This is a genomic window from Sphingobium indicum BiD32 (assembly GCF_000382885.1).
GTDB classification, from domain to species: Bacteria; Pseudomonadota; Alphaproteobacteria; order Sphingomonadales; family Sphingomonadaceae; genus Sphingobium; species Sphingobium japonicum_C.
Window position 1 is genome coordinate 1 of the sequence record NZ_CAVK010000010.1, and the last position, 26,478, is coordinate 26,478.

Sequence of the window (26,478 nt, forward strand, 5' to 3'; positions counted from 1 at the left end):
AAGCAGAAGACGGCATACGAGATTCGCCTTAGTCTCGTGGGCTCGGAGATGTGTATAAGAGACAGAACCTGGGTTCCGGCGGGCCTTTTCGTTCGCCTTGAAGCGGGAAGGGCTTAGCCTTCGCTCTTGGCTTTCAGCGCTTCGCCCAGAATGTCGCCCAGCGATGCGCCGCTGTCGGACGATCCGTACTGCGCGACAGCCTGCTTCTCTTCGGCGATCTGCATCGCCTTGATCGAGAAGGTGGGCTTCTTGGCCCGGTCGAAACCGGTGATCATCGCGTCGAACTTCTGGCCGGTCTGGAAACGTTCCGAACGCTGTTCGTCACGGTCACGGCCCAGGTCGCTGCGCTTGATGAAGCCGGTGGCGCCATCTTCGCCCGCCTGGACTTCCAGGCCGCCGTCGCGGACTTCCAGAACGGTCACGGTGACGATCGCGTTCTTGTTCAGGCCAGCAGCAGCAGCGGTGGTGCCGCCCGCAGCCGGACCGCCACGCTCAAGCTGCTTCATGCCAAGGCTGATGCGCTCCTTCTCGACGTCGATGTCGAGAACGACCGCCTGCACGGCCTCGCCCTTGCGATGCAGCGCCAGCGCGTCCTCGCCCGAAATGCCCCATGCGATGTCGGACATGTGAACCATGCCGTCGACGTCGCCGTCCAGGCCGATGAACAGGCCGAACTCGGTCGCATTCTTGACTTCGCCTTCGACGGTCGAACCGATCGGGTGACGCTCGGCAAAGCTGTCCCAGGGGTTCGACTGTGCCTGCTTGAGGCCCAACGAGATGCGGCGCTTTTCGGGATCGACTTCGAGGACCAGAACTTCGACTTCCTGGCTGGTCGAAACGATCTTGCCGGGGTGGACGTTCTTCTTGGTCCAGGACATTTCGCTGACGTGGACCAGACCTTCGATGCCGGCTTCCAGCTCAACAAACGCACCATATTCGGTGATGTTCGTGACGCGGCCCGACAGCTTGGCACCGATCGGATATTTGGCCGATGCGCCTTCCCAAGGATCGCTTTCCAGCTGCTTCATGCCGAGCGAGATGCGCTGCGTGTCGCGGTTGATGCGGATGATCTGCACGCGGACGGTGTCGCCGATGTTGATCATCTCGTTGGGGTGGTTGATGCGCTTGTACGACAGGTCGGTGACGTGCAGCAGACCGTCGATGCCGCCCAGATCAACGAACGCACCATAATCGGTGATGTTCTTGACCACGCCTTCGATGATCTGGCCTTCGGCCAGCGTCTGGATGAGGCCGCTGCGCTGTTCGGCGCGGGTTTCTTCCAGGATGGCGCGACGCGACACGACGATGTTGCCGCGACGGCGATCCATCTTCAGGATCTGGAAAGGCTGCGGAATGTCCATCAGCGGGGTGACGTCGCGAACCGGGCGGATGTCGACCTGCGAACCGGGCAGGAAGGCCACGGCGCCGTCCAGATCGACGGTGAAGCCGCCCTTGACGCGACCGAAGATGACGCCTTCGACGCGCGCGCTCTCGGTGAACTCGGCTTCCAGCTTGTCCCAGGCGGCTTCGCGGCGGGCGCGGTCACGCGACAGCATGGCTTCGCCATGGGCGTTTTCGACGCGGTCGACATAGACTTCGACTTCGTCGCCGACCTTGATATCGGCCTTCTGGCCCGGCATCGCGAATTCGCGCAGCGGCACGCGGCCTTCGCTCTTGAGGCCTACGTCGATGACGGCCAGGTCGTTTTCGATGGCGGTAACGGTACCCTTGACGACGCGGCCTTCAAAGCCGCCGTCCTCGCCACCGAGGGAATCATTGAGAAGCGCGGCGAAATCGTCGCGCGTGGGGAATGCCGTAGAGGCCATGGTTAGTCCTTCACTCGTCATTGCTGGCCAACCGGTTGTATCCGATGGTCTTTGGCCAAAACACGCGCAGGACCGAATATCCGGCGCGTATCCAGCCGGTTAGGGGCTTGGGAACGCGCGGCCGTGAAAAGCGAAAAGGGCGCGTGGAATAACCGCGCGCCTTGACGGGTCAGCCTTTTGGGCGACCTTCAAGCTGGGCGTCCACAAGCGCAATCGCCCGCTGGACGGCCGCGTTTATAGTCAAATCGCTCGTATCTAGCAAGTCCGCACCATCGGCGATTTTCAGCGGCGCATGGTCGCGGCTCATGTCGCGCGTATCGCGCGCCTGAATGTCTGCGATCAGGCTGTCCATGTCGGGATGTCCGCCCTGCGCCAAGCCATCCCTGTAGCGGCGCTCGGCCCGCACATGGACGCTGGCGGTGACGAAGATCTTGGCGTCGGCATCGGGTGCGATCACCGTACCGATGTCGCGCCCGTCCAGTATCGCGCCGCCCGGCTGGGTCGCAAAATCGCGCTGCCGGGCGATCAGCGCATCGCGCACCACCTGATGCACCGATACGCGCGACGCCAGGCTGCCCACGGCTTCGCTGCGCAGCGCCGGATCGGCCAATATCTCGTCGCCAAAATCGCATGCCGCCAGGGCATCGGCCTGACGATCCGGGTCGCCGCCGCGCTTGAGTACCGACAGGCCGACCGCGCGATAGAGCAATCCGGTGTCGAGGCAGGGCAGGCCATAGTGGCGCGCCAGTGCCTTGGCGATGGTGCCCTTGCCCGACGCAGCGGGGCCGTCCACGGCTATGATCATCGGCTTTTGCCCTTGCGCAGCGTATTGCCCAGGCCGATCACCGCGATCGCGGCCCAGACGATCTCCAGCGCCATCGACGCCAGGTTGAAATGGATGGTGAGCGACGCGATCAGCAGCAGCGACCCCACCAGATTGAGCAGGTTGAACCAGATGAAGTTCAGATCCCTGGCGATATTGCTATACGCATAAGCGACCACCATCAGTCCGCTGCCTAGCAATCCGACGATATTGGCCCAATCCAGCGTCACGCCACCGCACCCAGCGTCCGCAGCAGCGGCACGAAGGTCGGGAAACTGGTCGCCACCGGCGCCATATCGTCGATCGTCACCCCGTCGCGCGACACCAGCCCCGCCACCGCAAAGCTCATCGCGATCCGATGGTCGAGCTTGGTGGCGATCGGCCCGCCACCGGCCAGCGGCGCACCGCCGCTGCCTTCGATGATGATGCCATCCTCCAGTTCCTCGACACTAACGCCAATCGCCCGCAGCCCTGTCGCCATCGTCGCGATCCGGTCCGATTCCTTGACCCGCAACTCCTCCAGCCCGCGAAACACGCTGCGCCCCTGCGCCAGCGCGGCGGCGATGAAGGCGACAGGATATTCATCGATCATGCTGGGCGCGCGCGCCGGGTCCGGCTCGATGCCGTTCAGCGCCGATGCAGTGACGACCAGATCGCCCACCGGCTCGCCGCCCACTTCGCGCGCATTGATGACCTCAATAGAGCCGCCCATCTCGCGCAGCAGGTCGATCAACCCCGCCCGCGTCGCGTTCAGCCCGACATTGGCGATCGTCACCTGCGATCCGGGCACCAACAACGCCGCCACCATCGGGAAGGCCGCCGACGACGGATCGCCCGGTACGACGATCTGTTGGGGCGTCAACTCCGCTTCCCCGACCAGCGTGATGATCCGCGTCCCGTCCGCCTCAACCTCGACATTCAGTTCCGCACCGAATCCGCGCAGCATCCGCTCGCTATGGTCGCGCGTCGGGATCGGCTCGACGACGCGGGTGATGCCCGGCGTGTTCAGCCCGGCCAGCAATATCGCCGACTTGACCTGCGCCGACGCCACCGGCAGCCGATAGTCGAGCGGCACGGCGGGGCAGGCACCGCGCATGGTCAGCGGCAGGCGATCGCCCGGACTGGTGGTGAAACTCGCCCCCATCCGCGCCAGAGGCTCGGTCACCCGCGCCATCGGTCGCTTGCTCAAGGATGCGTCACCAATAAAGGTCGCGGTCAGGTCATGACTCGCCAGCAACCCCATCAGCAGCCGTGTCGATGTGCCGCTATTGCCCATGTCCAGCGCAACCTCAGGCTGGAGCAGCCCGCCCACGCCCACGCCATGGATATGCCAGATGCCGTCCGCGTTGCGCACGATGTCCGCGCCCATCGCCCGCATGGCGGCCGCGGTCGCCAGCACATCCTCGCCCTCCAGCAGCCCCTCGACCCGGCTTTCCCCCACCGCCAGCGCCGACAGCATCAACGAACGGTGGGAAATGCTCTTGTCCCCCGGCACGGTCACGCTGCCCGACAGGGCAGGGGCGGCGGAGAAGGTCATGGGGTTCGGTAGTGGGGAAGAGGCAGTCACTAAAGCGTTCCGATCATGTCGGGGGCGAAAAAATGCGCCCGGCTTTTGACAGCGCCGTCCCGCTATGGCAAGGCGCGCGACGTTTCGCGGGCAACTTCACCGTTGCGCCGCGTAGTTGTTATTTGAGCATCAAAAAAGGATTAGGCCGGACATGGTGAAGGCTGAATGGGGCACGAAGCGGACCTGCCCGAAATGCGCCACGCGCTTCTATGACCTGGGCAATGACAACCCGGTCGTCTGCATCAACTGCAACGCCGCCTGGGAACCGGAACCGGTGCTGAAGTCGAAGCAGCCGCTCCCCTATGAGGAAGCGCCCAAGAAGGTGATCGAGACCGCAGACGGCGAGCTGGAAACGGCCGATGACGATCTGGATCTGGACATCGACGTCGATGATGACGGCGATTCGCCCGATAATGACGTCGATCTGGGCGGTGATGACGACCTGGGTGTCGATGCCGCCAGCGACGACGACGCGGACGACAATTAAGTCATTTTGTTCTTGCCAAGGATGGCGCTGCGACCTAATGGCAGCGCCTCCGAAGCGCCGGACCCAAACGGCGCTTTAGCGATGGAAATGGGGCCTTAGCTCAGCTGGGAGAGCGCCTGCATGGCATGCAGGAGGTCAGCGGTTCGATCCCGCTAGGCTCCACCATTTTTTCTGCCGACGGCGTCTTGCCGGACATGGCATGACCTTTTGGTCGCGGCGCTACCGCTGCACCGGATGGGGCCTTAGCTCAGCTGGGAGAGCGCCTGCATGGCATGCAGGAGGTCAGCGGTTCGATCCCGCTAGGCTCCACCAAATTCTTGCGCAAAAATCTGCTCAATCCTACATGTCTGTCGAACACCGCGCGCGATCCGCTTTTCGCATTCCCGATGTTCATGGGGGACTATATGCGCGATGATATGGCGGCGGCTGTGGCGGCCCAGGGCGATGATGACAGGATTCGCGCAATTCTGGAGCAAGTCTGCCAGATGACCGGCATGGGCTTTGCGGCCGTCGCCAGGGTGACCGAGGACCGCTGGATTGCCTGCCAGGTTCTCGACCGGATCGAATTCGGCATGGACCCCGGCGGGGAACTGGAAATCAAAAAGACTCTGTGTGACGATATTCGCCGCAGCGGTGAGGGCATCTACATCGACCATGTGGCGATGGATCAGGATTGGCGCACACACCATGTCCCGATCTTCTACGGCTTCCAGAGCTATGCCTCGCTGCCCGTGGTCCTTCCTGACGGCAGCTTCTACGGCACGCTTTGCGCCATTGATCCCAATCCCCGCTCGGTCAGCGCTCCAGCCATAGTCGCCGTCATGCAGGACTATGCCCGATCGATCGGTGCAATATTGTCGGCGAAATGAAGCTGTCCGTCAGCGGGCGGAGCCGAGACTGTCCATCACCCGGTTGCGCCTGGCAGTTCTGACGTCGATCTCCAGCTTCAGGTGGCGCGGTCTCCATTTACCTGTCCATGCGCATGGCCTCATACCAAAGGTCGATTTGATCTGCGTCACAATGCCGGCGCACGGAACGGCCTAATAGCGCCCCTGTCATCGGCAATCGGATCGCGAATGATATACAGTTCGCATCCGGCTCCAGCGCTTGTGCGCCGATGACCAGAGGAGATTGGCCCATGTTCCCATTTTCGCGCATTCTTCTGGCCATGGCCTGCACGTTCGCGCTGCCCGCCGCATCGGCCATGGCCGCACCTCACGCCGATGCGGCACAGGCAAAGGCGATGCTGGAAAAGGCGGTGGCGACGATCAAGACTGCCGGTGCCGCCCCTGCCTTTGCCGCCTTCAACCGGAAGGACGGGGCATTCAACACCGGCGAACTCTATGTGTTCGTGTTCGACCTGAACGGCGTCTATGAAGCCTATGGCGCACATCCGGGCCTCGTTGGGCGCGATGTCAGCGATCTGACCGACGCGGAGGGCAAACCCATCGTGCGCGACATGATAGAGATTGCCCGCACGAGCGGCCATGGCAAGATCAACTATGTCTGGCTCAACCGGGCGGACAACCGGATCGAACGCAAAATGTCGCTGATCGAACTGGTCGGCGATCATGTCGTGGGCGTCGGCTATTACGCCCCATAATAGGTTGATGTCGGACAGTGCGTAGCGCTGCCCTGGCGGATCAGGGGATGGACACAAAACTGTCCATCACCCGCTTGCGCCCCGCCGTCTCGAAATCAATTTCCAGCTTGTTGCCCTCGATTTCCGCGACGGTGCCATAACCGAATTTCTGGTGGAATACGCGCAGCCCCACACTCATGTCGCTGCGCCCCTTGTTGCCGATCGATACCGCCGCCGTGCGCGCCTCCACGATCCGCACCGGCTCACGGCTGAATTGGCCCGACGATTGCGCCCGCTGCCATCCCGGCCCGCGCCCTTCGCCACGCCCGACATGGGCGAACGGATCGTCCCGCTCCGACCAGTTGGCCCGCCACAGCGACGCGCCGCCGCTCATGCTGCTTTCCGCGTCGACATGCTCAGGCGGCAATTCGCCGACAAAGCGCGACGGGATGCTGCTGGTCCACTGGCCATAGATACGCCGATTCGCCGCATGAAGGATGGTGCAGCGCTTCCGCGCGCGCGTGATCGCGACATAGGCCAGCCGCCGTTCCTCCTCCAGGCTGTTGAGGCCGCCTTCGTCCAGCGCCCGCTGCGACGGGAAAATCCCTTCCTCCCAGCCGACCAGAAAGGTCGAATCAAACTCCAGCCCCTTGGCGGCATGGATGGTCATGATCGTGACCTTGCGCTCTTCCTGCTGCGCCTCATTGTCCATGACGAGGGAGACATGCTCCAGAAACGCGCCCAGCGTCTCATATTCCTCCATCGCCCGCGCCAGTTCGCCCAGATTCTCCAGCCGCCCCGCGCTCTCGGTTGATCGCTCCGCCTGCAACATCGCGGTATAGCCGCTCTCGTCCAATATCTGCCGCGCCAGTTCGGCATGGGGCAGGGTGGTCGCCCGGTCGCGCCACCGCGCCAGATCGCCCACAAACGCCCCCAATGATCGCCGGGCCTGCGGCGTCAACTCGTCCGTGTCGAGAATGCGCGCCGCCGCATGGACCAGCGATATCCCCTCCGCCCGCGCCAGCCGATGCAATTTCTCCACCGCCTTGTCGCCCAGCCCCCGCTTGGGCACGTTGACGATCCGCTCGAACGCCAGATCGTCGGCGGGCTGGTTGACCAGTCGCAAATAGGCCAGCGCATCGCGGATTTCGGCGCGCTCATAGAATCGGAAACCGCCGACAATGCGATAGGGCATCCCGATCTGGATGAAGCGGTCCTCAAACTCGCGGGTCTGGTGCTGCGCCCGCACCAGTATCGCCACCTCGTCCAGCGACCCGCCATTGCGCTGGATCGTCTCTATCTCCTCGCCGACCCGCCGCGCTTCCTCCGGCCCGTCCCAAATGCCGATGACGCGCACCTTTTCGCCCACGTCGATGTCGGTCCACAATGTCTTGCCCAGCCGATTGCCATTTTCGGCAATCACGCCCGACGCCGCGCCCAAAATATGCGGGGTGGATCGGTAATTCTGTTCCAGCCGGATGATCTTCGCGCCGGGAAAATCCTTCTCGAACCGCAGGATATTGGCGACTTCCGCCCCGCGCCACGAATAGATGGACTGGTCGTCATCCCCCACGCAGCACAGATTCTTGCGCGTCTGCGCCAGCAGCCGCAGCCACAGATATTGGCTGCTATTGGTGTCCTGATATTCGTCCACCATGATATATTTGAACCGCTGCTGATAGCTTTCCAGCACGTCGCGATGCTTCTTCAAAATTGTCAGAACATGCAGCAGCAAGTCACCGAAATCGCACGCATTGACCGTGCGCAGCCGTGCCTGATAGGCGGCGTAGAGCTTCTGCCCCTTGCCATTGGCATAGCCCTCGCTCTCGCCCGCGCTGATATCGTCGGGCGTCCAGCCCTTATTCTTCCACTGGTCGATCAGCCCGCCCAATTGCTTGGCTGGCCAGCGTTTGTCGTCAATCCCCTCGGCCTGGATCAACTGCTTCATCAACCGCAACTGGTCGTCCGTATCCAGAATCGTGAAATTGGATTGCAGCCCCACAAGTTCGGCATGACGGCGCAGCATCTTGGCCGCGATGGCATGGAATGTCCCCAGCCAGGGCATCCCCTCGACCGCCGGGCCAATCATCCGGCCGACCCGCTCTCGCATTTCACGCGCCGCCTTGTTGGTGAAGGTGACCGACAATATTTCGGACGGCCAGGCCCGCTGCGTCGCGACCAGATGCGCCAGCCGCGCGGTCAGTGCCGCCGTCTTGCCCGTACCTGCGCCCGCCAGCACCAGCACCGGCCCCTCGGTCGTCAGCACCGCCTCACGCTGCGGCGGGTTCAGTCCCTTGATATAGTCGGGGTCGGTCGGCGAAGGGGCTGGAAAGGTCATTGGCCTCAACTAGGCGTGGGCAGGGGCGGGGGCAAGGCGCGACCCTTGCGGCGAAGCGCCTTCTATGAGAACAAAAGGCGAATCATGCAAGGGAGGACGAATCATGGTGAAGGGCAAATGCCAGTGCGGGGCGATCCAATATGAAGCCAGCGGCGCTCCGGCCTATAGCGCCATCTGCCACTGCAATGATTGCCGCGCCAGTTCGGGCGCGCCGATGGTCGGCTGGGCCTTGTTCCCGCAGGATGCAGTCATGATCAATGGTACGCCCGCGCGCTACCAATCGTCGGAAAATGCGACCCGTCATTTTTGCGCCACCTGCGGCACCGGGCTTTTCTATACCAATCCGGTGATATTCCCCGGCGGCATCGACATTCAGACAGCGACGCTGGACGATCAGTCCGCACTGCCACCCCAGGCCCATGTCCAGATGGCCGAAGCCGCGCCGTGGATGCCCCACGTTCACAACCTTCCCAAATTCGATCGCTTCCCCGAAGAATAAGGGCGACCGGCTGAAGGACGGAGATGCCCTGTCGGTGACAGCACAATCCCTCCAGCTACTCATCCATCCTTTCACGGCGCGTCCGCCACGGCTCATCGCCGCTGCCGGAACGGACACGTCACGACTCCGGTTCTTCCCTCGCCCATCCCCACGGGGTGAGAGAAGAATTAGGAAAGGATGTTCCGATGAAATCCATCATGCTGGCCAGCGCCGCGATGCTCAGTTTCACCACCATGGCAGGCGTTGCCATTGCGCAGGAAAGTCCGGCCCCGATGGGCCAGCCGCCCGCTGGCGACATGGCTCCGCCCGCTGATCCCGCCGCGCCGCCGCCGCCTGCTGCTGACCCGGCCATGACGCCGCCCGCTGATCCGGCAACCGCCGCAGACCCCAATGCAGGCCAACCCACCGGCACGGTCCCCGCAGATCCCGGCATGGCGCCAGCCCCAGCCGGCGTCCCCAATGATCCCGCCGCCCCGGTCGGCACTTCCGCCAACCCGGTCACGGTGGGCGGCAACATGACCCCGCCACCGGCTGAAGCGAAAGATTATCCGGTCTGCTCGAAAACCGTGCAGGACAGCTGCATCAATCCGGGTGAGGCACGCAAGGCGCGTCGCCGCTAACCGACGGTTCCGGGCCGGGCAGGGCAGCGATAATCGCCGCCAGTCCGGCCCGGTCGCGGGTTGCATCGTTCAGGCTGTGCCGGTCCAATACCGCCATGAAAGCCGCGGTCGCCTGCGCCAATATGCCGGTCAGTCCGCAGGACGGGCGGATCGCGCAGGCCGCGCAATCGGCCATCTTCATGTCCGGCTCGCTATGCCGGATCACCGCGCCGATGCTGATCTCCTGTGGCGCACGCGCCAGCGCAAAACCGCCACCGCGCCCGCGTTGGGTCGCAACGAATCCGCCCTGCGCCAGGCCATGCACCACTTTCATCAGATGATTGCGCGACAGCCCATAGGCATCGGCAATCTGCGCGATCGTCGCGCGTCCCTCCGGTGCTGCCGCCAGATGGATCAGCACGCGCAGCGCATAGTCGGTGTGACGGGTCAATTGCATCGGCTTGTCCGTTAGCGGGGCTACAGGGGGCTTGAAACATATATTCTATTTACATCTTAAAAGATGCAAATTAAATGCCGCTTATCGAGTCCATCGAAAGGCGCACATATGTCCAGCTCACTGTCGGCTTCCACCATCGCGATCGTCAAATCCACCGGTCCAGCCCTGCGCCAGCACGGCGTCGCCATCACGACCGCCATGTATACCCGCCTGTTCCAGGACGCCGAGGTGAAGGGAATGTTCGATCAGGCCGCACAGGAAAGCGGCGAACAGCCCAAACGCCTGGCCGCCGCGATTCTGGGCTATGCTGAAAATATCGACAAGCTCGGCGCGCTCAACGGTGCCATCGCCCGCATGGTCGCCCGCCATGTCGAAACCGGGGTAAAGCCCGAACATTATCCCAAGGTCGCAGCCGCCCTGCTTCCCGCCATCCGCGAAGTATTGGGCGAAGAGGTGGCGACCGACGCGGTGCTTAATGCCTGGGCAGAGGCTTATACCTTCCTCGCCAACATCCTGATCGCCAAGGAGACGGCGGCCTACGAAGCCGCCTGATCCACCGCCCGCAGCAAAGTGATCCGGGCCTTGCCAGCGTCGCGCACAGCGTCGATCGCAAAGCCCTTCACTTCCACATCCTCGCGCCGGTCGGTCTCTATGCTGATCCAGGTCGCAGGGCCAGCCCAGCCCAGCCGCCCCAGCTTGTCCAATGCGACCTGCCCGGCCCCCGTGCCATAGGGCGGGTCCATGAAGATCAGGTCGAGCGGCTTGGGCGCGGACCCCAGCGACAGCACGCTCGACGCCCTGACATCGGGCTTGATGCCCAGCCGCTCGCCATTGGCGCGGATCGAATCGATCGCCGCCTTGTCCTGCTCGACGAACAGGCAGGTGGCGGCGCCCCGCGACAGCGCCTCGAACCCCAGCGCCCCCGACCCGGCAAAGAAATCGCCCACGGCCAGCCCCTCGAACGATCCGATCCGGCTGACCAGCATCGAAAACAGAGTCTCGCGGGTCCGGTCGGCGGTCGGGCGGGTCGCGTCACCCTTGGGCGCGGTCAGCGGACGACCACGCCATTGCCCGGATATGATCCTCATTTGCTGTCCTTCAGGCTGGCCTTGAACTGGACCAGGTCATGCTGGCGGATTTCCTCGACCGCGCCGGGTGGCAGGTCGCCCAGCAGGAACGGGCCGTAACTGGTGCGGATCAGGCGATTGACCTGCAACCCCAGATGCTCCAGCACCCGCCGCACTTCGCGGTTCTTGCCCTCGGTCAGGGTCATCTCGATCCACTGGTTGCGCCCGGTCCGCCGCTCCAGATTGGCCTCGATCGGGCCATAGCGAACGCCTTCAATCTCGATGCCGTCGAACAGATCCTCCAGTTGCTGCTGGCTCACCTCGCCAAAGGCGCGCGCCCGGTATGTGCGCGGCACGCCGCTCGATGGCAGCTCCATCTGCCGCTTGAACCCCCCATCGGTGGTCAGCAGCAACAGTCCTTCGGTCGTCATGTCCAGTCGCCCGATCGGCATGACGCGCGGCAGGTCGGCGGGCAGCTTGTCATAGATGGTCGGCCGCCCTGCGGGATCGCGCTCGGTCGTAAGGAAACCGGTCGGCTTGTGGAACAGGAACAGCCGGGCCGGCGGCGGTGCGGCAATCGCCACGCCGTCGACCGCCACGCCATGGAGCGACGCCAGCAAGGTCGCAGGCGTCTCGACCGCCACGCCATTCAGCGTCACGCGCCCTTCCTCGATCATCCGCTCGACTTCACGGCGTGAGGCAACCCCGGCCCGCGCCAGCAGCTTGGCGATGCGCTGTGGTTCGCCCTTGCCATCGCTGGTCGCGGCGGCGCGGGCGGGATGCGGATTGGCGGGCGTCTTGACCCCGGCACCGGGCTTCTTGAAGCCGGGCTTGCGGCCCCATGGTTTGGCGCTGGCAGCGGGACCAGCCTTGGTTTCGCCCGGCTTGCCAAAGCGCGGCTTGCCGTCCGGCGTCCGACCCGGCCCGCCAGTACCCTGACCGCCAGTACCCGGACCGGACGGGCGTTTGGGGCCGCCGGAGCCAGCCCTGCGGGGCGGTCCAGATTTTTTCGGCGGTTCCAAGGGCGGATTCCTTTTCGTGGGCACTGGCCCTTCCCATATAGCAGGAAAGCCAGCAACAGGCTGAACGGTGCCGTCCCGGCGCTTGGATGAGGGCGGTGTGGCATCCGCCCGGCAACCCGGCGCGGGGGCGCGGCGTTTGATCGGTGGGCATGGCGGAAACAGGGCGGATCGGCAAATGTTTTTCGGGTTAGTGAAGGGCGAAGGCGCGCGCACTGGACGTCGCAGGGCGATCCGGACCGTGCTGGTGGTGGAGGATGAGCCGCTCGTCGCCTTTGACAACGAACATGCGCTCGAGCAGGCCGGATACCGCATCGCCGCCACCGTGGATGATTACAACCATGCCATCAGCGTCATCGACGGCGGCGGGGTCGATCTCGTGATCGCCGACGTCCGCCTGAAGGGCGACCGCAGCGGTATCGACGTCGCCCGCCACGCCGCGACCAAAGAATTGCCGGTGCTGTTCGTCACCGGTGCCTGCCCGCTTGACGCCCGCGCGCTGGCATTGGGCTGTCTCGCCAAACCCTATGCCCCGCGTGATCTGGTCGCCGCCATTGGCGTGATCGATGCCGTGCTGCGCGGCGCCCGCCGTCCGCGCCTGCCGGTCGGCCTCACCCTGTTCGACCCGACCGATTGATCCCACAGCACGCTTGCCAGCCCCGCGTCAGGCCATATGGTGGCGCGCAACAGACGCTTGCGGGGGACGCGCACCGATATGAACGACGCCATGAAGGGCACGAACAACTGGCTCGATGCGGTTAAGCCCTATACCCAGAAAGCGCCGCTGGCGGCCTTTTTCCTGGGGGTATCATCCGGCTTCCCCTTCGCCATGATCGGCGCGACGCTGACCACACGCCTGGCGCAGGACGGCATAGACAAAAAGGCGGTGACCGCCTTCACCCTGGCGTTCCTCGTCTATAATCTCAAATGGCTCTGGGCCTGGGTAGTCGATGGCGTCCGCCTGCCAATCATCGGTCGGCTGGGCCAGCGTGTCTCCTGGCTGATAGTGGCGGGCACGCTGGTCATGGCGGCGGTCGCGAATCTCGCATTGGTCGATCCGACGAGCAGCCTGATCCAGACCGCCTATGCCGCCATCCTTGTCGGCATTGCGGGTGCGACCTTCGACATCGTGATCGACGCCTACCGCATCGAATTACTGAAGCCTGAACAGTTGGGCGTCGGGTCGGGCATGTCGCAATATGGCTGGCGCATCGGATCGGTTGCGGCGGGTGCGTTGGCGCTGGTGCTGGCGGCGCGGATTGGATGGGAAGGCGCGTACCTCGCCTGTGCCATCTTCGCCTTGCCCGCCATGTTGACAGGGCTGCTTCTGGGCGAACCGGAACGCCATCGCGATCCGTTGGCACGGCGTGGACTTGGCGAAGTCTGGCAGTCGATCGCCGGGCCATTGGTCGAATTTTTCCAGCGCAAGGGCGCGCTGCTCGTTCTTCTGTTCATCCTGCTGCACAAGATCGGCGACACGCTGGCGAACCTGACCTTCCGCCTGCTGTTCGATGACATGGGTTATACCAATGACGAGATCGCCATTTACGACATCGGCATCGGCTTCTGGGCCTATCTGATCGGCATTTTCATCGGTGGCATCCTCTACGCCCGGCTCGGCATGAAGCGGTCGGTGCTGATCAGCCTGATTCTGATGGGCGTTTCCAACTTCGCCTTTGCGGCTCTGGCGGCGCTGGGCAAGAGTAATTGGGGCATGGCAGGCGCCATCGGGTTCGAGAATTTCGCCAGCGGCATCGGCGGCGTCACCGTCGTCGCCTATTTCTCCGCCCTGTGTGACCTGCGCTTCACCGCCACCCAATATGCGCTGATTTCAGCCGCCGCCAGCATCGTTGGCCGCTTCCTGACCGGGACGACGGCGGGCGGACTGATCGAACAATTCGGCTATGTCGATTTCTACCTGCTCACCACCGCTGCCGCCATGCCGGGCATCATCCTGTTCTGGCTGATGATGCGCGCGGGCCTGATCGACGCCAGCGTTGGCAGCGCCGCGACCGATCCGGGCAATCACCCCTCGCCGTAAAGCTCCAGCGGTCGGCCCAAATCCGCATGGGCCTGCGCCACCGCCTGCAAGCAGGTCAGCGCGCCCAACGCATGATCGTTGCCCAGCAATCGGCTCACATGCCCATAGGCGCTGTTGGGATCGCGCAGCGCGTCGCCGGTCGCTTCCATCATTAGCGCCTCGTCCGCCGTCATCCGCGCGCAGCAGCAGGGCGCGACCAATATCTTGCGGCTCGACGCGCGCGCCAGTTCCAGCATCATCGCCCGCATCAGCACCAGCGGCCGGCGATAGCTGCGCCCGAACGCGCCCAGTATCGCATTGGCGGCATGGGCATCATTGACGCCAGCGCTCGCCATCCGTCGCATCACGAACAGGAACAGGCGATTGCCATAGCCCGCCGGCATCGGCCGGGGCAGGTCGTCGAGGGAAGATGTCTCTCCATGTGCCATAATGAGCGCCTTCTGCGGTGGTGTAGTTTCCGCAGATTAGGCTATTGCGAGTTAATCGCAAGTAGAATCAGTCAGGCAGTTGATCGTTCAGCCGCAAAATTTCCCCCGCCAGATAGAGCGACCCACCGATCAGCAGCTTGGGCGCCGGTTCACCCAGCGCCGCGATAGCGCGGATCGCTGATGTCGGTTCGTCATGCGCGGTGCAGCCAATGTCCCAACGCGCCGCTATCGCCGCGAAACGCGCGGCCTCATGATGTTCATGCCCCGGCACCGGCAGGGCATGGATATGCGCGATCCGCCCGGCAAAGGGCGACAGGAACGCATCGACATCCTTGTTCGCCAGCATCCCGATGACCAGCTGGAGTTTCTGCCCCTCCAGCCGCTCGTTGGTGAAGAAAGCGCTGATCGCCTCGCCCGCGCCCGCATTATGCCCACCGTCGAGCCAGGCCGTGGTCGCATCGGGCAGGGAAGCGAGCAGGGGACCGTGATCGAGCCGCTGGAGCCGCGCGGGCCAGTGCGCCCACAGCGGCGCAGCCTTGAGCGCGGCTTCGGACAGCGGCACCGCACTTTGATGCCGCACCATGGCGAAGGCCAGCGCGGCATTTTGCACCTGATGCGCGCCTGCCAGCCGGGGCAGCGGCGTATCAAGGCGCCCCTGTTCGTCGCGATAATGCAGCCGATCGCGATAGGCGGCGGCGTCCCAGCCATCGCCCTGACCGATCCAGCTGGTCCGGGCACGGGCGACCGCGTCCATCATCACCGGGAACAGCGATTCGGCATAGCGCTGGGTGACGAGCGGCGCGCCCGACTTGGCGATGCCCGCCTTTTCCGCCGCGATGGCTGCCAGCGTGTCGCCCAGGAAAGCCTGATGGTCGATCCCCAGTTGCGCGATGCCGCACACCACCGGGTTGGCGATGACATTGGTGGCGTCCAGCCGCCCGCCCAACCCGACCTCAATGATGCAGGCGTCGGCGGGATGTTCGGCAAAGGCCAGGAAAGCAGCGGCGGTCGTCACCTCGAAGAAGCTGGCGTTCACGCCTTCCGCAATATCCAGCACCCGCTCCAGATAGCGCGCGAGCGCATCGTCGCTGATCAGCTGCCCCGCGACCCGGATGCGCTCGTTAAAGCGAACCAGATGGGGCGAGGTAAAGACGTGGACGCTCTTTCCGTCCGCTTCCATCGCCGCGCGCAGGAAGGCGCAGGTCGATCCCTTGCCGTTGGTCCCCGCGACATGAAAGACCGGCGGCAGCGCGCGGTGCGGATTGCCCAGTCGATCGAGCAGCGTGGTAATCCGCTCCAGCCCCAATATGTCGGCACCGGGGGACAAAGACCAGAGCCGGTCGAGTTGCGCCTGCACCGCAGGATGCTCCGATACCGCGTGATCGGCCATGCGCCCCGTCCCCCCTCAATGCGTGATGTCAGGCGGCGGCCCGCGGCGTCAGATAGTCGATCACCCGCGCCAGCGTGTCGCGCAATTCGCCGCGATGCACCACCATGTCGATCATGCCATGGTCCAGCAGATATTCGGCGCGCTGGAACCCTTCGGGCAGTTTTTCGCGGATTGTGCTTTCGATCACCCGCTGCCCGGCAAAGCCGATCAGCGCATTGGGTTCGGAAATCTGGATGTCGCCCAGCATCGCGTAGCTGGCCGTCACGCCGCCGGTGGTCGGATCGGTAAGCACGACGATATAGGGCAGGCCCGCCGCATGCAGCTTCTGGATGGCTACGGTCGCGCGCGGCATCTGCATCAGCGAGAGGATACCTTCCTGCATCCGCGCCCCGCCAGCCGCGGTGAAGATCACATAGGGGCATTTATGCGCGATTGCGTCATTGACCCCCTGGATGAAGGCCGCGCCCACACCCATGCCCATGGAACCGCCCATGAAGGCGAAATTCTGCACGCCCATCACCAGCGGCACATCGTCAATAGCGCCGCGCGCATTGATCAGCGCGTCATGATCGCCGGTCGCCAGCCGCGCTGCCTTGATCCGGTCAGGGTAACGCTTGCTGTCGCGGAATTTGAGCGGATCTTCCTGCACATGCGGGGTCGGCAACAGGATGAAGCCGGCGTCGAGAATATGCTCGAACCGTTCCGACGGGCCGATGCGGCCATGATGGTCGCAACGCGGGCAGACGGACAGATTTTCTTCCCACTCCTTGATGAAGATCATCTCCGAACAGGACGGGCATTTGTGCCACAGCGTTTCGGCCGTCTGTTCCTTCTTGGCGATGAAGGGGATGGCCTTGCGAACGCGGTTGATCCAGCTCATGCGGCGGTTTCCCGTGAATTGGCGGTGAGCGCGCCACTGAGTGAGGCGACGAATTGCTGGACGAAGGGCGCGGCGGCATCGCCATGCGACCCGACCAGATCGACGATGGCGGAACCAACGACGACGCCGTCGGCAACGCGCCCGATCGCGGCGGCCTGTTCAGGCGTCCGAACGCCAAAGCCGACCGCGATCGGCAGGTCGGTTGCGGCCTTCAGTTTCTGGACGGCCAGTTCGATATTGGCCTGCGCCGCCTGCTGCTTGCCGGTAATCCCGGCGACCGAGACATGGTAGAGGAAACCGCTGGCCCCCTCCAGCACGGCGGGCAGCCGCTTTGCGTCGGTGGTGGGCGTCGCCAGCCGGACCAGATGGATGCCCGCGTCACGCAGCGCCGGGCCAAGATCGGCATCTTCCTCCGGCGGCACATCGACGCAGATGACGCCATCGACGCCAGCCGCCTTGCACTGGTCGGCAAACCAGTCGGACCCGCGCACCAGCATCGGATTGGCATAGCCCATCAGCACCAGCGGCGTGTCGGGATGCCGCGCCCGGAAATCGGCGGCGATCGTAAAGATATGCGCCGTTTTCGTGCCGGACCCCAGGCTGCGCAGATTGGCCAGTTCAATCGCCGGGCCATCTGCCATCGGATCGGTAAAGGGCATCCCCAGTTCGATAATGTCCGTGCCACCCGCGACCAGTGCGTCCAGAATGGCAGGCGTCGCCGCAACAGTCGGATCACCGGCTGTCACAAAGGTAATGAGCGCCGCGCGGCCCTGTGCCTTGCAGGCGGCGAAGCAGGTGGCCATCCTGTCCATGCTCACATCTCCACTCCCAGCGCATCGGCGACGGTGAAGATATCCTTGTCCCCCCGGCCAGACAGGTTGACGACGATGATCTTGTCCGCGTCCATCGTCGGCGCAACCTGCTCTGCCGCTGCAATGGCATGGGCCGATTCCAGAGCGGGAATAATCCCCTCCAGCGCCGACAGCTTCTGGAAACTGGCCAGTGCCTCGTCATCGGTGATCGGCATATATTGCACCCGGCCGATTTCGTGCAGCCAGCTATGTTCAGGCCCGATGCCGGGATAATCCAGACCCGCCGAAATGCTGTGCGCTTCGGTGATCTGGCCGTCCTCATCCTGAAGCAGATAAGTGCGGTTGCCGTGCAAGATACCCGACGCACCGCCCGCCAGCGATGCCGCATGTTTGCCGGCCAACCCTTCGCCGGCCGCCTCCACGCCGATCATCGCGACCTCGGTGTCGTCCAGAAAGGGGTGGAACATGCCGATGGCATTGGAGCCGCCGCCGACCGGGGCGATCAGCATATCGGGCAGCCGCCCCTCGGCCTCCATCATCTGCGTCTTGATTTCCTTGCCGATGATCGACTGGAAATCGCGGACCAGTTCGGGGTAGGGGTGCGGACCAGCGGCCGTGCCGATGATGTAGAATGTGTCATGCACGTTCGACACCCAATGGCGCAGCGCATCGTTCATCGAATCCTTGAGCGTCGCCGAACCCGACGTCACCGGAATGACTTCCGCGCCGAGCAGCTTCATGCGGAACACATTGGGCTTCTGGCGCTCGACGTCCTTGGCGCCCATGAAAATCTTGCATTCCATGCCGAACAAGGCGGCGACGGTCGCGGTGGCGACCCCATGCTGGCCTGCGCCGGTTTCCGCGATCACCTTCTTCTTGCCCATGCGGCGGGCGAGCAGCGCTTGCCCTATGCAATTGTTGATCTTGTGCGCGCCGGTGTGGTTCAGTTCCTCGCGCTTCAGATAAATTTTCGCGCCCTTACCCGCTGGTGCGCCTTCGCGCAGCGCCTCGGTCAGCCTTGCCGCATAATATAGCGGGTTGGGGCGGCCGACATATTGTTTGAGCAGATAGTCATATTCTTCCTCGAACGCCGGATCGTCCTTCGCCGCGCGATAGACTTTTTCGAGTTCCAGGATCAGCGGCATCAATGTTTCGGCGACATAGCGGCCACCAAACTGGCCGAAATGGCCACTGGCATCGGGCTGGCTGCGCAGGCTGTTGGGCAAGCTAATGGTGTCGGTCATGATCGTTTCAGTCTCTTGGATCTAAATGGGCGTTCGCTTCGGATGGGGGAAGCGATCAGCGCCATCGTGTCCCGATGCGCGCGACAGGGGCGGGCGGCGTCAACATTGCAAAACCGCTTTGCAGAAGGTGGCGATCTTGTCCATATCCTTGATGCCCGGCGCGCTTTCCACGCCCGACGAAACGTCGATCAGTGGTGCGCCGGTGATGCGCACGGCCTCGGCAACATTGTCCACCGACAGACCGCCCGACAGCCCCCATGGTCCGGGCACCGCCACCCCGCGCAGCAACGTCCAGTCGAACCGCAGCCCCATGCCGCCCGGCAAAGCCGCGCCATCGGGTGTCTTGGCGTCGAACAGCAGCCGGTCGACCGCACCCGCATAAGCATTGGCGGCGTCGATATCCACGCGAGTCTTGACCGAAATCGCTTTCCACACCGACAGGCCGAAACGATGACGGATGGCGGCGGCCCGCTGCACGCTTTCCTTGCCATGCAGTTGCAGGGCAGTGAGCGCGCCGGTGGCGGCCAGTTCGTCCAGCATCTCGTCGGTCGGATCGACCACCACGCCGACGCGCTCTACATCGGCGGGGGCGATGGCGGCGAGTGCCCTGATCTGGTCGGCATCGACATGGCGCGGGCTTTTGAGGAAATGGACAAAGCCGATATGGCTCGCCCCGGCGCGCACCGCAGCGCCTACCGTATCGGCGGTCGAAAGGCCGCAAATCTTGATCGCGAGTCGGGACATGGCAGGGGCTTTAGCCGCGATACAGCGCGAAGTCACATGAACGGAGGGGTAGGGGGCGCATGGCCTGGCGAAGTCAGGTCCATATCATGCAGCGCCAGCCACTCGTCGGCATGGTCGATACAGGCGCGCGCCAGAAAAGTGTCGATGGCCGCGACCATTTCGATATCGCTCATCCGCGCCGGGTCGAGCGGTGGATGCCAATGCAGATCGAAATGCGGCCCGTTGGTGCGCGTCAGATAGAAGGGCGTGAACCGCGCGCCTGACTTGCGCGCCAGCCGCAGCGCGACGGACAGATTGCCCGATGGCGGCAGGTCGCGCCCGAAACGCGGGAACCAGACCTGCGCTTCTCGTCGCTCATCGACCAGAATATAGAGCATCGCCCGATCCTTGGTCAGATGCCGGACGATGCCGCGTGCCGCACCGCCGCTGCCAGTGATCGCTTCCCCCATATAGCTTTGCCGGGCGCGCTTGAGTTGGGCGGCGATCTTGGGATTATCTGGTGGATCATAAACGCCCAACGGCGGGCGATCCGTCGCGGCCTTGAGATGCGCGGCCATCAAATCCCAATTGCCGATATGCGTGGTCAAGAAGATCATCGGGCCAGGCATGTCGAGTATGGCCTGATATCCCGCCGCGTCATGCACCCGCACATGACGCGGGCTGACCAGTCGATCGATATTGGCCAGTTCCGCCAATGTTCGCCCAATATTCTCCCACCGCCGGGTGAGGATCGCCTCGCGCTCCTCCACGCTCAGATCCGGTCGCAGTAGAGCGAGATTGGCGCGCGCGCGGGCGTCGCGCAGCTTCATGCGCGGGCGAGCGAAGGTCACCGACAGCCAGCCACCCAGCCAGGAGGCGATGCCCGCGGGCAAAAGGCGCAGCAGGGCGAAGAGAAAGGGGTTGGAGAGCATCGTGATAGCGTCATACAGAAGCGGCCGAGACGGTAAAGGGGCGCTGGCGTAACATGCTGTGGCTATGGATATTCCTTCAGGGGCTGAGCCTGCTGGGCGTCGTCAATTACTGGCGGCACCTGCCGACAGATCGCAAGACCGAGGCGCCCGACGGCGTGGTCGTGCTGTTGTCGGTGCGTGACGATTGGGATGGCGGGCCGGACCTGATCGCTCGGCTGAAAGCGCAGACGGCGCGTTTCCGTTTGCTGATCGCGACATCGGGACGATGCGCTGCTGCCGATACGCTGGCCGTGCGGGAGGGGGACTGGGTGCAACTCGTCCATGCCGGGATCGCGAGCGACGAAGGCCAGAAGATCCACAAATTACGCGCGGCGTTGCGGGCGTTGCGACCGGAGGATCGCCATATCGTTTTCATCGATGCCGACATTGAGCCGCCCGCGCGGCTGGTCGGACGCTTGCTGTTTCCGCTGGTCAGGGGGAAAGCGGACATCGTCACCGGATACCGGATGCTGTTACCGGATCGCGGACCGATGCTGGCACTGGTCGGTGCGGTAGAGATGCAACTGGCGACACTCCCGCGCTTTGCCAGCGCGACCATGCCTTGGGGCGGCGCGATGGCGTTGACGCGCGATGTGGCCGATCGGCTGGACCTTGACCGGGCGATGGCGGGGCGATTGTCCGATGACATGGCGATCGGTCTGGCCGGTTGGCGCGCCAAATTGCGATTGCGGCCCGTGCGCGACCTGCTCGTCGCCAGCCCGTTGGAGGGGAGCGCGGCGCAGGCGCTGAGCTTTGGCGTGCGGCAATATCGACACATCGTCACCAACAGCCCCGGCATGTGGGCGCTGGCGACGCTGGTGGTCGCGGTGCAGGCGGCGGCGTGGATCTGGGCGCTGGTCTGGGGTGGCTGGGCGATGATTATGATTGGCTATGGCGCGGCATGGGGCCGGGCGCTTGCGCGGCGGGCGATCCTCGCCAGCGTACTGGAGCCGGAGCAGGCCAGCCGCGCACGGCGATCGCTCCTGTGGGATGTTACCGCGCCCTTCGTCGTCACATGGGCGCACCTGATCGTGCAACTGGCCGCCGCCGCATCATCACGCATCCGCTGGGGCGGATGGGACTATTGGGTCCGGCGCGGACTGGTCTTGCGGATGAAACCGGTGGATCAGAAGCCCGCCGGGAACTGATGCAGCCCATCGTCGCCAATGCGCAGCACCACCTTGCCCGCCACCGCACTCAACGGCAGGTCGCCATAAAGATGCGGGAACAGCGCGCCGCCGCGTGACGCTTCCCATTTGATCGCCTCTCCGAACGGCGCGAGATCGACCATCAGCATCACCAGCCGGTCCTGCCCGGCAAAATGTTTGGCCGCCGTCTCCGCCGCCTGATCGCGGGTCGACATGTGGATATAGCCATCGGCCAGATCGACCGGCGCGCCGGTGAACACACCATCGGCTTTCAACTGCGCATATTGGTCGGCCGTCAGGATCTTGTAGGCGAACAGGTCGCTCATGCCTGCGCGGACGCCTCCGCGTCGCCCTCGTCATTTTCCTCGATCCGCGCGGCGCTGACGACATGCTCGTCCTTGGCCACGTCGAACAGGCGCACGCCCGCCGAATTGCGGCCGATGACGCGCAGGCTGTCGAGGCCCATGCGGATCAGCTTGGCCTGATCGGTCACCAGCATCAACTGGTCGCCATGGGTCGCGGCGAAGCTGCCGACGACGGGGCCGTTGCGACCGATATTGTCGATATTGGTGATGCCCTGGCCGCCGCGTCCGGTGCGGCGATAATCATAGGCCGACGACAATTTGCCATAGCCATTGGCGCAGACGGTCAGGATGAACTGCTCATGTTCCCGCATATGCGCGAACATGGCCTGATCGCCCATTTCGCCTTCCTTTTCCGGCTTCCACGGGGCGAAGCGCAGATATTCCTCGCGCTGTTCCTGATTGGCGCCCGACCGATGCAGGATTGACAGGGAGATGACTTCGTCGTCGCTCTTGAGCGTCATGCCGCGCACGCCGGTCGATGTGCGGCTCTGGAATTCGCGCACGTCGGTCGCGGCAAAACGGATCGCCTTGCCCTGCCGGGTGGCGAGCAGCACGTCATCCTCCTCGGTCAGCAGCGCGACACCGATCAACCGGTCATCGCTGCCCTCGTCAAAGCGCATCGCCAGCTTGCCGTTGCTCGGCACATTGGCGAAGGCGTCCATGCTGTTGCGGCGCACGGTGCCGTTCGCGGTCGCAAACATGACGTGCAGGTCCTTCCAGCTATCCTCATCTTCGGGCAGCGGCAGCACGGTACGGATGGTTTCGCCCGGACCCAGTGGCAGCAGGTTGATCATCGGCCGCCCGCGTGTCGCCGGGCCGCCTTCGGGGAGGCGCCAAACTTTCATGCGATAGACTTTGCCCGCGGTGGAGAAGAACAGCACCGGCGTATGGGTCGAGGTCACGAACAATTCGGTGATCGCATCCTCATCCTTGGTGGCCATGCCCGACCGGCCCTTGCCGCCCCGCGCCTGCGCGCGGAAGCTCTCCAGCGGGGTGCGCTTGATATAGCCCTGCACCGTAACGGTGACGACCATATCTTCGCGTTCGATCAGATCCTCATCCTCGATCCCGTCGGCAGCGGCGGTGATTTCGGACAGGCGGGGGGTGGCGAATTCGCGTTCAATCTCTTCAAACTCTTCCCTCATCACGGCATAGAGTTTGATCCGGTCGCCCAGGATGGCGAGATATTCAGCGATCGCGTCGGCCAGTTCGGCCAGTTCCTTGCCGATTTCGTCGCGGCCCAGCGCCGTCAGGCGGTGCAGGCGCAGGTCGAGGATGGCGCGGACCTGAAGGTCGGACAATTTGTAGAAATCGCCCGAAACTTCGATGTCGATCGCTTCGACCAGCCGGATATAGGGCGCGATCTCGCCAATTGGCCATTCGCGCGTCAGCAGCTTTTCGCGTGCTTCGGCGGGGCTGGACGATCCGCGGATGATCCTGACCATCTCATCGAGATTGCTGACCGCAACGACCAGACCCAGCAAGATATGGGCGCGGTCGCGCGCCTTGTTCAGCTCGAACTTGGTGCGGCGGGTGATCACCTCTTCGCGGAACTTGACGAAGGCTTCGATGATGTCGCGCAGGTTCAGCAATTCCGGGCGGCCGCCACGGATCGCGAGCATGTTCGCGGGGAAGCTCGATTGCGCCGGGGTGTTGCGCCACAACTGATTCAGTACGACTTCGGGGGTCGCATCGCGCTTCAGATCCATGACGATCCGCACGCCTTCGCGGCTGGATTCGTCGCGAATGTCGCTGATCCCCTCGATCCGCTTTTCCTTGGCGGCTTCGGCGATCTTCTCGACCAGCCCATTCTTGCCGACCTGATAGGGGATGGCGGTCAGGACGATGGATTCGCGGTCGCCCCGTCCGCTCTCGATCACATGGCGCGAGCGCATCATGATGGAGCCGCGACCGGTGTGATAGGCACTGCGCGCGCCCGACTGGCCCAGGATCAGCGGCGCGGTCGGGAAATCGGGACCGGGGACGATAGCGATCAGTTCGTCGATCGTGATGCCGGGATTGTCGATATAGGCAAGGCAGGCGCGGATGACTTCGCCCAGATTATGCGGCGGAATGTTGGTCGCCATGCCGACCGCGATGCCGCCTGCGCCATTGACCAGCAGGTTGGGGAAGCGCGCGGGCAGAACCTGCGGTTCGCTTTCCGAAGCGTCATAGTTGGGCGTGAAATCGACCGTATCCTTGTCGAGATCCTCCAGCAGCGCATTGGCGACCTTCGCCAGCCGCGCTTCGGTGTAACGCATCGCGGCTGGCGGATCGGGGTCCATCGAACCGAAATTGCCCTGCCCGTCGATCAGCGGCACGCGCATCGACCAGTCCTGGGTCATGCGGGCCAATGCGTCGTAGATCGAGCTGTCGCCATGGGGGTGATATTTACCCATGACTTCACCGACCAGACGCGCGGATTTGCGATAGGGACGATTATAGACGAAGCCCGATTCCTGGGCGGAGAAGAGAATACGGCGATGCACCGGCTTCAACCCGTCGCGCACGTCGGGAAGGGCGCGGGAGACGATGACCGACATGGCATAGTCGAGATAGCTCGCCTTCATCTCGTCTACGATGCTGACGGGGCTGATGTCCGAAGGGTCGGCGAGGCTGGTCTCGTCGGTCAAGGCGATTCTCTTTTTTGGATGGAATGTGTTTCTGCGTCCGCACTAGCCGAGCGAAACAAATCTGTCACCCCTCGCGCTCACGCGCGCGCCCGCACGTGCAGACAAACAGGGCAGGGGATGATGACCGGGGCGAACGGAACGAAGCGTGTGCATGACAGTTGCAAAATGCGCCGATATAGGCTTGTTCAATGGCCATTCACGCGCCGCCCCCTAATCGGCGCACAACAGCTTTAAAGTCGCCCATGGCTTCCCTGGCCCGGCGCACAAAGGAGATGAGGATCATGCGTTTTGTTACCCCGGTGGCGCTTGTGCTGGCTCTGGCGTTGAGCGGCGGCGCGATCACTGCCCCCGCCTTTGCCGCGAAAAAGGAAGAGAAGAAGGCCGGACCGAAGCTCAATGTCTCGCCTGAAGTCATCAAGTCGCTCCAGACCGCGCAAAAGGCCGCCGAAGCGCAGGATTTTGCCGGTGCCAAGGCAGCGCTGGCCGATGCCGACACCAAAGCCGTGAGCAATGACGACAAATATCAGATCGGCGCGATCAAGTTGAACACCTCGATCGCGAGCAAGGACACTGCGCTTCAGAGCGAGGCATTGACCCAGATGCTCGACAGCGGCCTGACCCCGCCCGAACAGGCGGGTCAGTTCAATGCGGTCGCGGCCGATCAGGCGATGGGCGCCAAAAATTATGATCTGGCGATCAAGCGCGGCCAGGCAGCGCTGGCGGCCGGTTACAAGCCAGAGGCGATAAATCCGACCCTTGCCCAGGCCTATTTCGGCAAGGCAGGCACCGCCAATCCATCGGTCGAACCACAGCGATCGCTGAACCAGCAGGGGCTGGCCGCGCTCAAGGCCGGGGCGGACGCGATGAAGGCAGCGGGACAGCAGGTTCCCGCACAATGGTATCAGATCGGCGTAAGCCGCGCAGCTTCGGCGCGTCTGCCCGAAGTGACCGAATGGGCAACCTGGGCCTATCAGGCACAGCCGAGCGGCGAAAATCTGCGCACACTCATCCGCCTGTTCCAGCAGGCAAACCCGACCATCACCAACCGCGAAAATCTGGATGTATTGCGGCTGATGGCGGCATCGGGTGGTCTGGTCGTGGCCGGCGATTTCATTGAATATGCTGAAATGGCATCCAAGACCGGCATCTATGGCGAGGTCAAGTCGGCGATTGACGCAGGCCGCTCCAAGGGCGTGCTGAACGCCAGTCAGGGCGGTGAAACCTATCAGGCGGCGGTGGCGAAGATCGCCGGCGACAAGGGGTCACTGGGCGCAGCCGAGGCCGATGCAAAGAAGGCGGCAAACGGCAAGATCGCGGCAGCCACCGCCGACGCCTATCTGGGCTATGGCGATTATGCCAAGGCGGCGACCATGTTCGATCTGGCCAAGCAGAAGGGCGGCGTCGATGCGGACGAAGTGAACAGCCGCATGGGTATCGCCAAGGCGCTGGGCGGTGATCTGCCCGCAGCCAAGGCCGCGTTCCAGACCGTTCAGGGCGGCGCGCGCAAGAAGATTGCCGATCTGTGGATCGCCTATCTGGGCACCAAGGGCGCCTGACAGGATCCGCGCCGTCCCCATGG

27 protein-coding genes and 2 tRNA genes are annotated in these 26,478 nt (G+C 63.8%); 12 read left to right on the forward strand and 17 right to left on the reverse strand.

The genetic code is table 11. The features are described 5' to 3' along the window. Nucleotides 1-113: 113 nt before the first annotated feature. From rpsA to aroA, 4 genes are all read right to left on the reverse strand, one after another. Nucleotides 114-1,826, reverse strand: a complete 1,713-nt coding sequence (rpsA, locus tag EBBID32_RS00865; RefSeq protein ID WP_006949035.1) for a 30S ribosomal protein S1 — start codon at nucleotides 1,824-1,826, stop codon at nucleotides 114-116. A gap of 169 nt (nucleotides 1,827-1,995) precedes the next feature. Beyond that, nucleotides 1,996-2,631 (reverse strand): (d)CMP kinase, encoded by a 636-nt coding sequence (gene cmk / locus EBBID32_RS00870; protein ID WP_006949037.1) that lies wholly within the window; start codon nucleotides 2,629-2,631, stop codon nucleotides 1,996-1,998. Beyond that, nucleotides 2,628-2,879, reverse strand: a complete 252-nt coding sequence (locus tag EBBID32_RS00875; RefSeq protein ID WP_006949039.1) for a CBU_0592 family membrane protein — start codon at nucleotides 2,877-2,879, stop codon at nucleotides 2,628-2,630. The genes cmk and EBBID32_RS00875 overlap by 4 nt, the downstream gene beginning before the upstream one ends. Then, nucleotides 2,876-4,186, reverse strand: coding sequence for a 3-phosphoshikimate 1-carboxyvinyltransferase (gene aroA / locus EBBID32_RS00880; protein ID WP_006949041.1), 1,311 nt, complete (start codon nucleotides 4,184-4,186; stop codon nucleotides 2,876-2,878). The genes EBBID32_RS00875 and aroA overlap by 4 nt, the downstream gene beginning before the upstream one ends. A 181-nt stretch (nucleotides 4,187-4,367) precedes the next feature. On the opposite strand from aroA, the gene EBBID32_RS00885 reads away from it, so the two are divergent. The 5 genes from EBBID32_RS00885 (at nucleotide 4,368) to EBBID32_RS00905 (ending at nucleotide 6,306) form a co-directional block, all read left to right on the forward strand. Continuing rightward, a complete protein-coding gene (locus EBBID32_RS00885) occupies nucleotides 4,368-4,703 on the forward strand; it encodes a TIGR02300 family protein (RefSeq protein ID WP_006949043.1) in 336 nt (111 codons plus the stop codon). An 89-nt stretch (nucleotides 4,704-4,792) separates the two neighbouring features. Next, nucleotides 4,793-4,868 (forward strand) — tRNA-Ala (locus EBBID32_RS00890). Nucleotides 4,869-4,939: 71 nt separating this feature from the next. After that, a tRNA-Ala gene (locus EBBID32_RS00895) sits at nucleotides 4,940-5,015 on the forward strand. A 5-nt stretch (nucleotides 5,016-5,020) separates the two neighbouring features. Continuing rightward, nucleotides 5,021-5,572, forward strand: a complete 552-nt coding sequence (locus EBBID32_RS00900) for a GAF domain-containing protein (protein WP_231382070.1) — start codon at nucleotides 5,021-5,023, stop codon at nucleotides 5,570-5,572. Between the two features lie 269 nt (nucleotides 5,573-5,841). Continuing rightward, the gene (locus EBBID32_RS00905; RefSeq protein WP_006949048.1) at nucleotides 5,842-6,306 is read left to right on the forward strand and encodes a cache domain-containing protein; all 465 of its coding nucleotides are present in this window, start codon (nucleotides 5,842-5,844) and stop codon (nucleotides 6,304-6,306) included. A gap of 40 nt (nucleotides 6,307-6,346) precedes the next feature. Here EBBID32_RS00905 and EBBID32_RS00910 read toward each other — a convergent pair whose 3' ends face one another. Continuing rightward, nucleotides 6,347-8,623: an ATP-dependent helicase gene (locus EBBID32_RS00910; protein ID WP_006949049.1), complete on the reverse strand. Its 2,277-nt coding sequence runs from the start codon at nucleotides 8,621-8,623 to the stop codon at nucleotides 6,347-6,349. Nucleotides 8,624-8,726: 103 nt separating this feature from the next. Between EBBID32_RS00910 and EBBID32_RS00915 the strand changes: the two genes are divergently transcribed. Next, the gene (locus tag EBBID32_RS00915; protein ID WP_006949051.1) at nucleotides 8,727-9,122 is read left to right on the forward strand and encodes a GFA family protein; all 396 of its coding nucleotides are present in this window, start codon (nucleotides 8,727-8,729) and stop codon (nucleotides 9,120-9,122) included. 185 nt (nucleotides 9,123-9,307) lie between these two features. Continuing rightward, on the forward strand, nucleotides 9,308-9,742 hold the full coding sequence (locus EBBID32_RS00920) for a hypothetical protein (RefSeq protein WP_006949053.1): 435 nt from the start codon (nucleotides 9,308-9,310) through the stop codon (nucleotides 9,740-9,742). Here the strand turns inward: EBBID32_RS00920 and EBBID32_RS00925 are convergent. Further along, a complete protein-coding gene (locus tag EBBID32_RS00925) occupies nucleotides 9,705-10,178 on the reverse strand; it encodes an RrF2 family transcriptional regulator (protein WP_006949055.1) in 474 nt (157 codons plus the stop codon). The two genes, EBBID32_RS00920 and EBBID32_RS00925, sit on opposite strands and share 38 nt — an antisense overlap. Nucleotides 10,179-10,286: 108 nt before the next feature. Here EBBID32_RS00925 and EBBID32_RS00930 point away from each other — a divergent pair, with 108 nt between their 5' ends. Continuing rightward, complete coding sequence (locus EBBID32_RS00930) at nucleotides 10,287-10,730, forward strand: globin domain-containing protein (RefSeq protein WP_006949056.1); 444 nt, start codon at nucleotides 10,287-10,289, stop codon at nucleotides 10,728-10,730. Here the strand turns inward: EBBID32_RS00930 and rsmD are convergent. Then, nucleotides 10,715-11,266, reverse strand: coding sequence for a 16S rRNA (guanine(966)-N(2))-methyltransferase RsmD (gene rsmD / locus EBBID32_RS00935; RefSeq protein ID WP_006949058.1), 552 nt, complete (start codon nucleotides 11,264-11,266; stop codon nucleotides 10,715-10,717). The genes EBBID32_RS00930 and rsmD overlap by 16 nt on opposite strands. Further along, nucleotides 11,263-12,267, reverse strand: coding sequence for a pseudouridine synthase (locus EBBID32_RS00940; RefSeq protein ID WP_006949063.1), 1,005 nt, complete (start codon nucleotides 12,265-12,267; stop codon nucleotides 11,263-11,265). The genes rsmD and EBBID32_RS00940 overlap by 4 nt, the downstream gene beginning before the upstream one ends. A 175-nt stretch (nucleotides 12,268-12,442) precedes the next feature. Here EBBID32_RS00940 and EBBID32_RS00945 point away from each other — a divergent pair, with 175 nt between their 5' ends. Beyond that, nucleotides 12,443-12,901, forward strand: coding sequence for a response regulator (locus EBBID32_RS00945; protein ID WP_006949066.1), 459 nt, complete (start codon nucleotides 12,443-12,445; stop codon nucleotides 12,899-12,901). Nucleotides 12,902-12,979: 78 nt separating this feature from the next. Next, nucleotides 12,980-14,305 (forward strand): AmpG family muropeptide MFS transporter, encoded by a 1,326-nt coding sequence (locus tag EBBID32_RS00950; RefSeq protein WP_037488083.1) that lies wholly within the window; start codon nucleotides 12,980-12,982, stop codon nucleotides 14,303-14,305. Here the strand turns inward: EBBID32_RS00950 and EBBID32_RS00955 are convergent. The 7 genes from EBBID32_RS00955 to EBBID32_RS00985 all read right to left on the reverse strand — a co-directional run bounded on the left by EBBID32_RS00955 (nucleotide 14,290) and on the right by EBBID32_RS00985 (nucleotide 20,714). Continuing rightward, a complete protein-coding gene (locus tag EBBID32_RS00955; protein WP_006949070.1) occupies nucleotides 14,290-14,733 on the reverse strand; it encodes a DUF6628 family protein in 444 nt (147 codons plus the stop codon). The genes EBBID32_RS00950 and EBBID32_RS00955 overlap by 16 nt on opposite strands. A gap of 67 nt (nucleotides 14,734-14,800) precedes the next feature. After that, nucleotides 14,801-16,123: a bifunctional folylpolyglutamate synthase/dihydrofolate synthase gene (locus tag EBBID32_RS00960; protein ID WP_006949072.1), complete on the reverse strand. Its 1,323-nt coding sequence runs from the start codon at nucleotides 16,121-16,123 to the stop codon at nucleotides 14,801-14,803. 28 nt (nucleotides 16,124-16,151) lie between these two features. Beyond that, entirely contained in the window at nucleotides 16,152-17,003 is an 852-nt protein-coding gene (accD, locus tag EBBID32_RS00965; RefSeq protein WP_006949074.1) for an acetyl-CoA carboxylase, carboxyltransferase subunit beta, read from the reverse strand. Further along, complete coding sequence (gene trpA / locus EBBID32_RS00970; protein ID WP_006949075.1) at nucleotides 17,000-17,815, reverse strand: tryptophan synthase subunit alpha; 816 nt, start codon at nucleotides 17,813-17,815, stop codon at nucleotides 17,000-17,002. Before trpA ends, accD begins: the two co-directional genes overlap by 4 nt. A gap of 2 nt (nucleotides 17,816-17,817) precedes the next feature. Beyond that, on the reverse strand, nucleotides 17,818-19,059 hold the full coding sequence (gene trpB, locus EBBID32_RS00975; protein WP_006949087.1) for a tryptophan synthase subunit beta: 1,242 nt from the start codon (nucleotides 19,057-19,059) through the stop codon (nucleotides 17,818-17,820). Nucleotides 19,060-19,158: 99 nt separating this feature from the next. After that, entirely contained in the window at nucleotides 19,159-19,803 is a 645-nt protein-coding gene (locus tag EBBID32_RS00980) for a phosphoribosylanthranilate isomerase (RefSeq protein ID WP_006949089.1), read from the reverse strand. A gap of 32 nt (nucleotides 19,804-19,835) precedes the next feature. Continuing rightward, nucleotides 19,836-20,714 (reverse strand): lysophospholipid acyltransferase family protein, encoded by an 879-nt coding sequence (locus EBBID32_RS00985; RefSeq protein ID WP_006949091.1) that lies wholly within the window; start codon nucleotides 20,712-20,714, stop codon nucleotides 19,836-19,838. A gap of 53 nt (nucleotides 20,715-20,767) precedes the next feature. Here EBBID32_RS00985 and EBBID32_RS00990 point away from each other — a divergent pair, with 53 nt between their 5' ends. Further along, nucleotides 20,768-21,901 carry a glycosyltransferase gene (locus EBBID32_RS00990; protein ID WP_006949093.1) on the forward strand — a complete coding sequence of 378 codons (1,134 nt, stop codon included), beginning with the start codon at nucleotides 20,768-20,770 and terminating at the stop codon, nucleotides 21,899-21,901. On the opposite strand, the gene EBBID32_RS00995 is transcribed toward EBBID32_RS00990, so the two are convergent. Both EBBID32_RS00995 and gyrA read right to left on the reverse strand, forming a co-directional pair. After that, nucleotides 21,880-22,227: a DUF952 domain-containing protein gene (locus EBBID32_RS00995; RefSeq protein WP_006949095.1), complete on the reverse strand. Its 348-nt coding sequence runs from the start codon at nucleotides 22,225-22,227 to the stop codon at nucleotides 21,880-21,882. The two genes, EBBID32_RS00990 and EBBID32_RS00995, sit on opposite strands and share 22 nt — an antisense overlap. Beyond that, nucleotides 22,224-24,899 (reverse strand): DNA gyrase subunit A, encoded by a 2,676-nt coding sequence (gene gyrA / locus EBBID32_RS01000; RefSeq protein ID WP_006949097.1) that lies wholly within the window; start codon nucleotides 24,897-24,899, stop codon nucleotides 22,224-22,226. Before gyrA ends, EBBID32_RS00995 begins: the two co-directional genes overlap by 4 nt. Before the next feature lie 281 nt (nucleotides 24,900-25,180). On the opposite strand from gyrA, the gene EBBID32_RS01005 reads away from it, so the two are divergent. Continuing rightward, the gene (locus tag EBBID32_RS01005; protein ID WP_006949099.1) at nucleotides 25,181-26,455 is read left to right on the forward strand and encodes a hypothetical protein; all 1,275 of its coding nucleotides are present in this window, start codon (nucleotides 25,181-25,183) and stop codon (nucleotides 26,453-26,455) included. Nucleotides 26,456-26,478 lie beyond the last annotated feature (23 nt).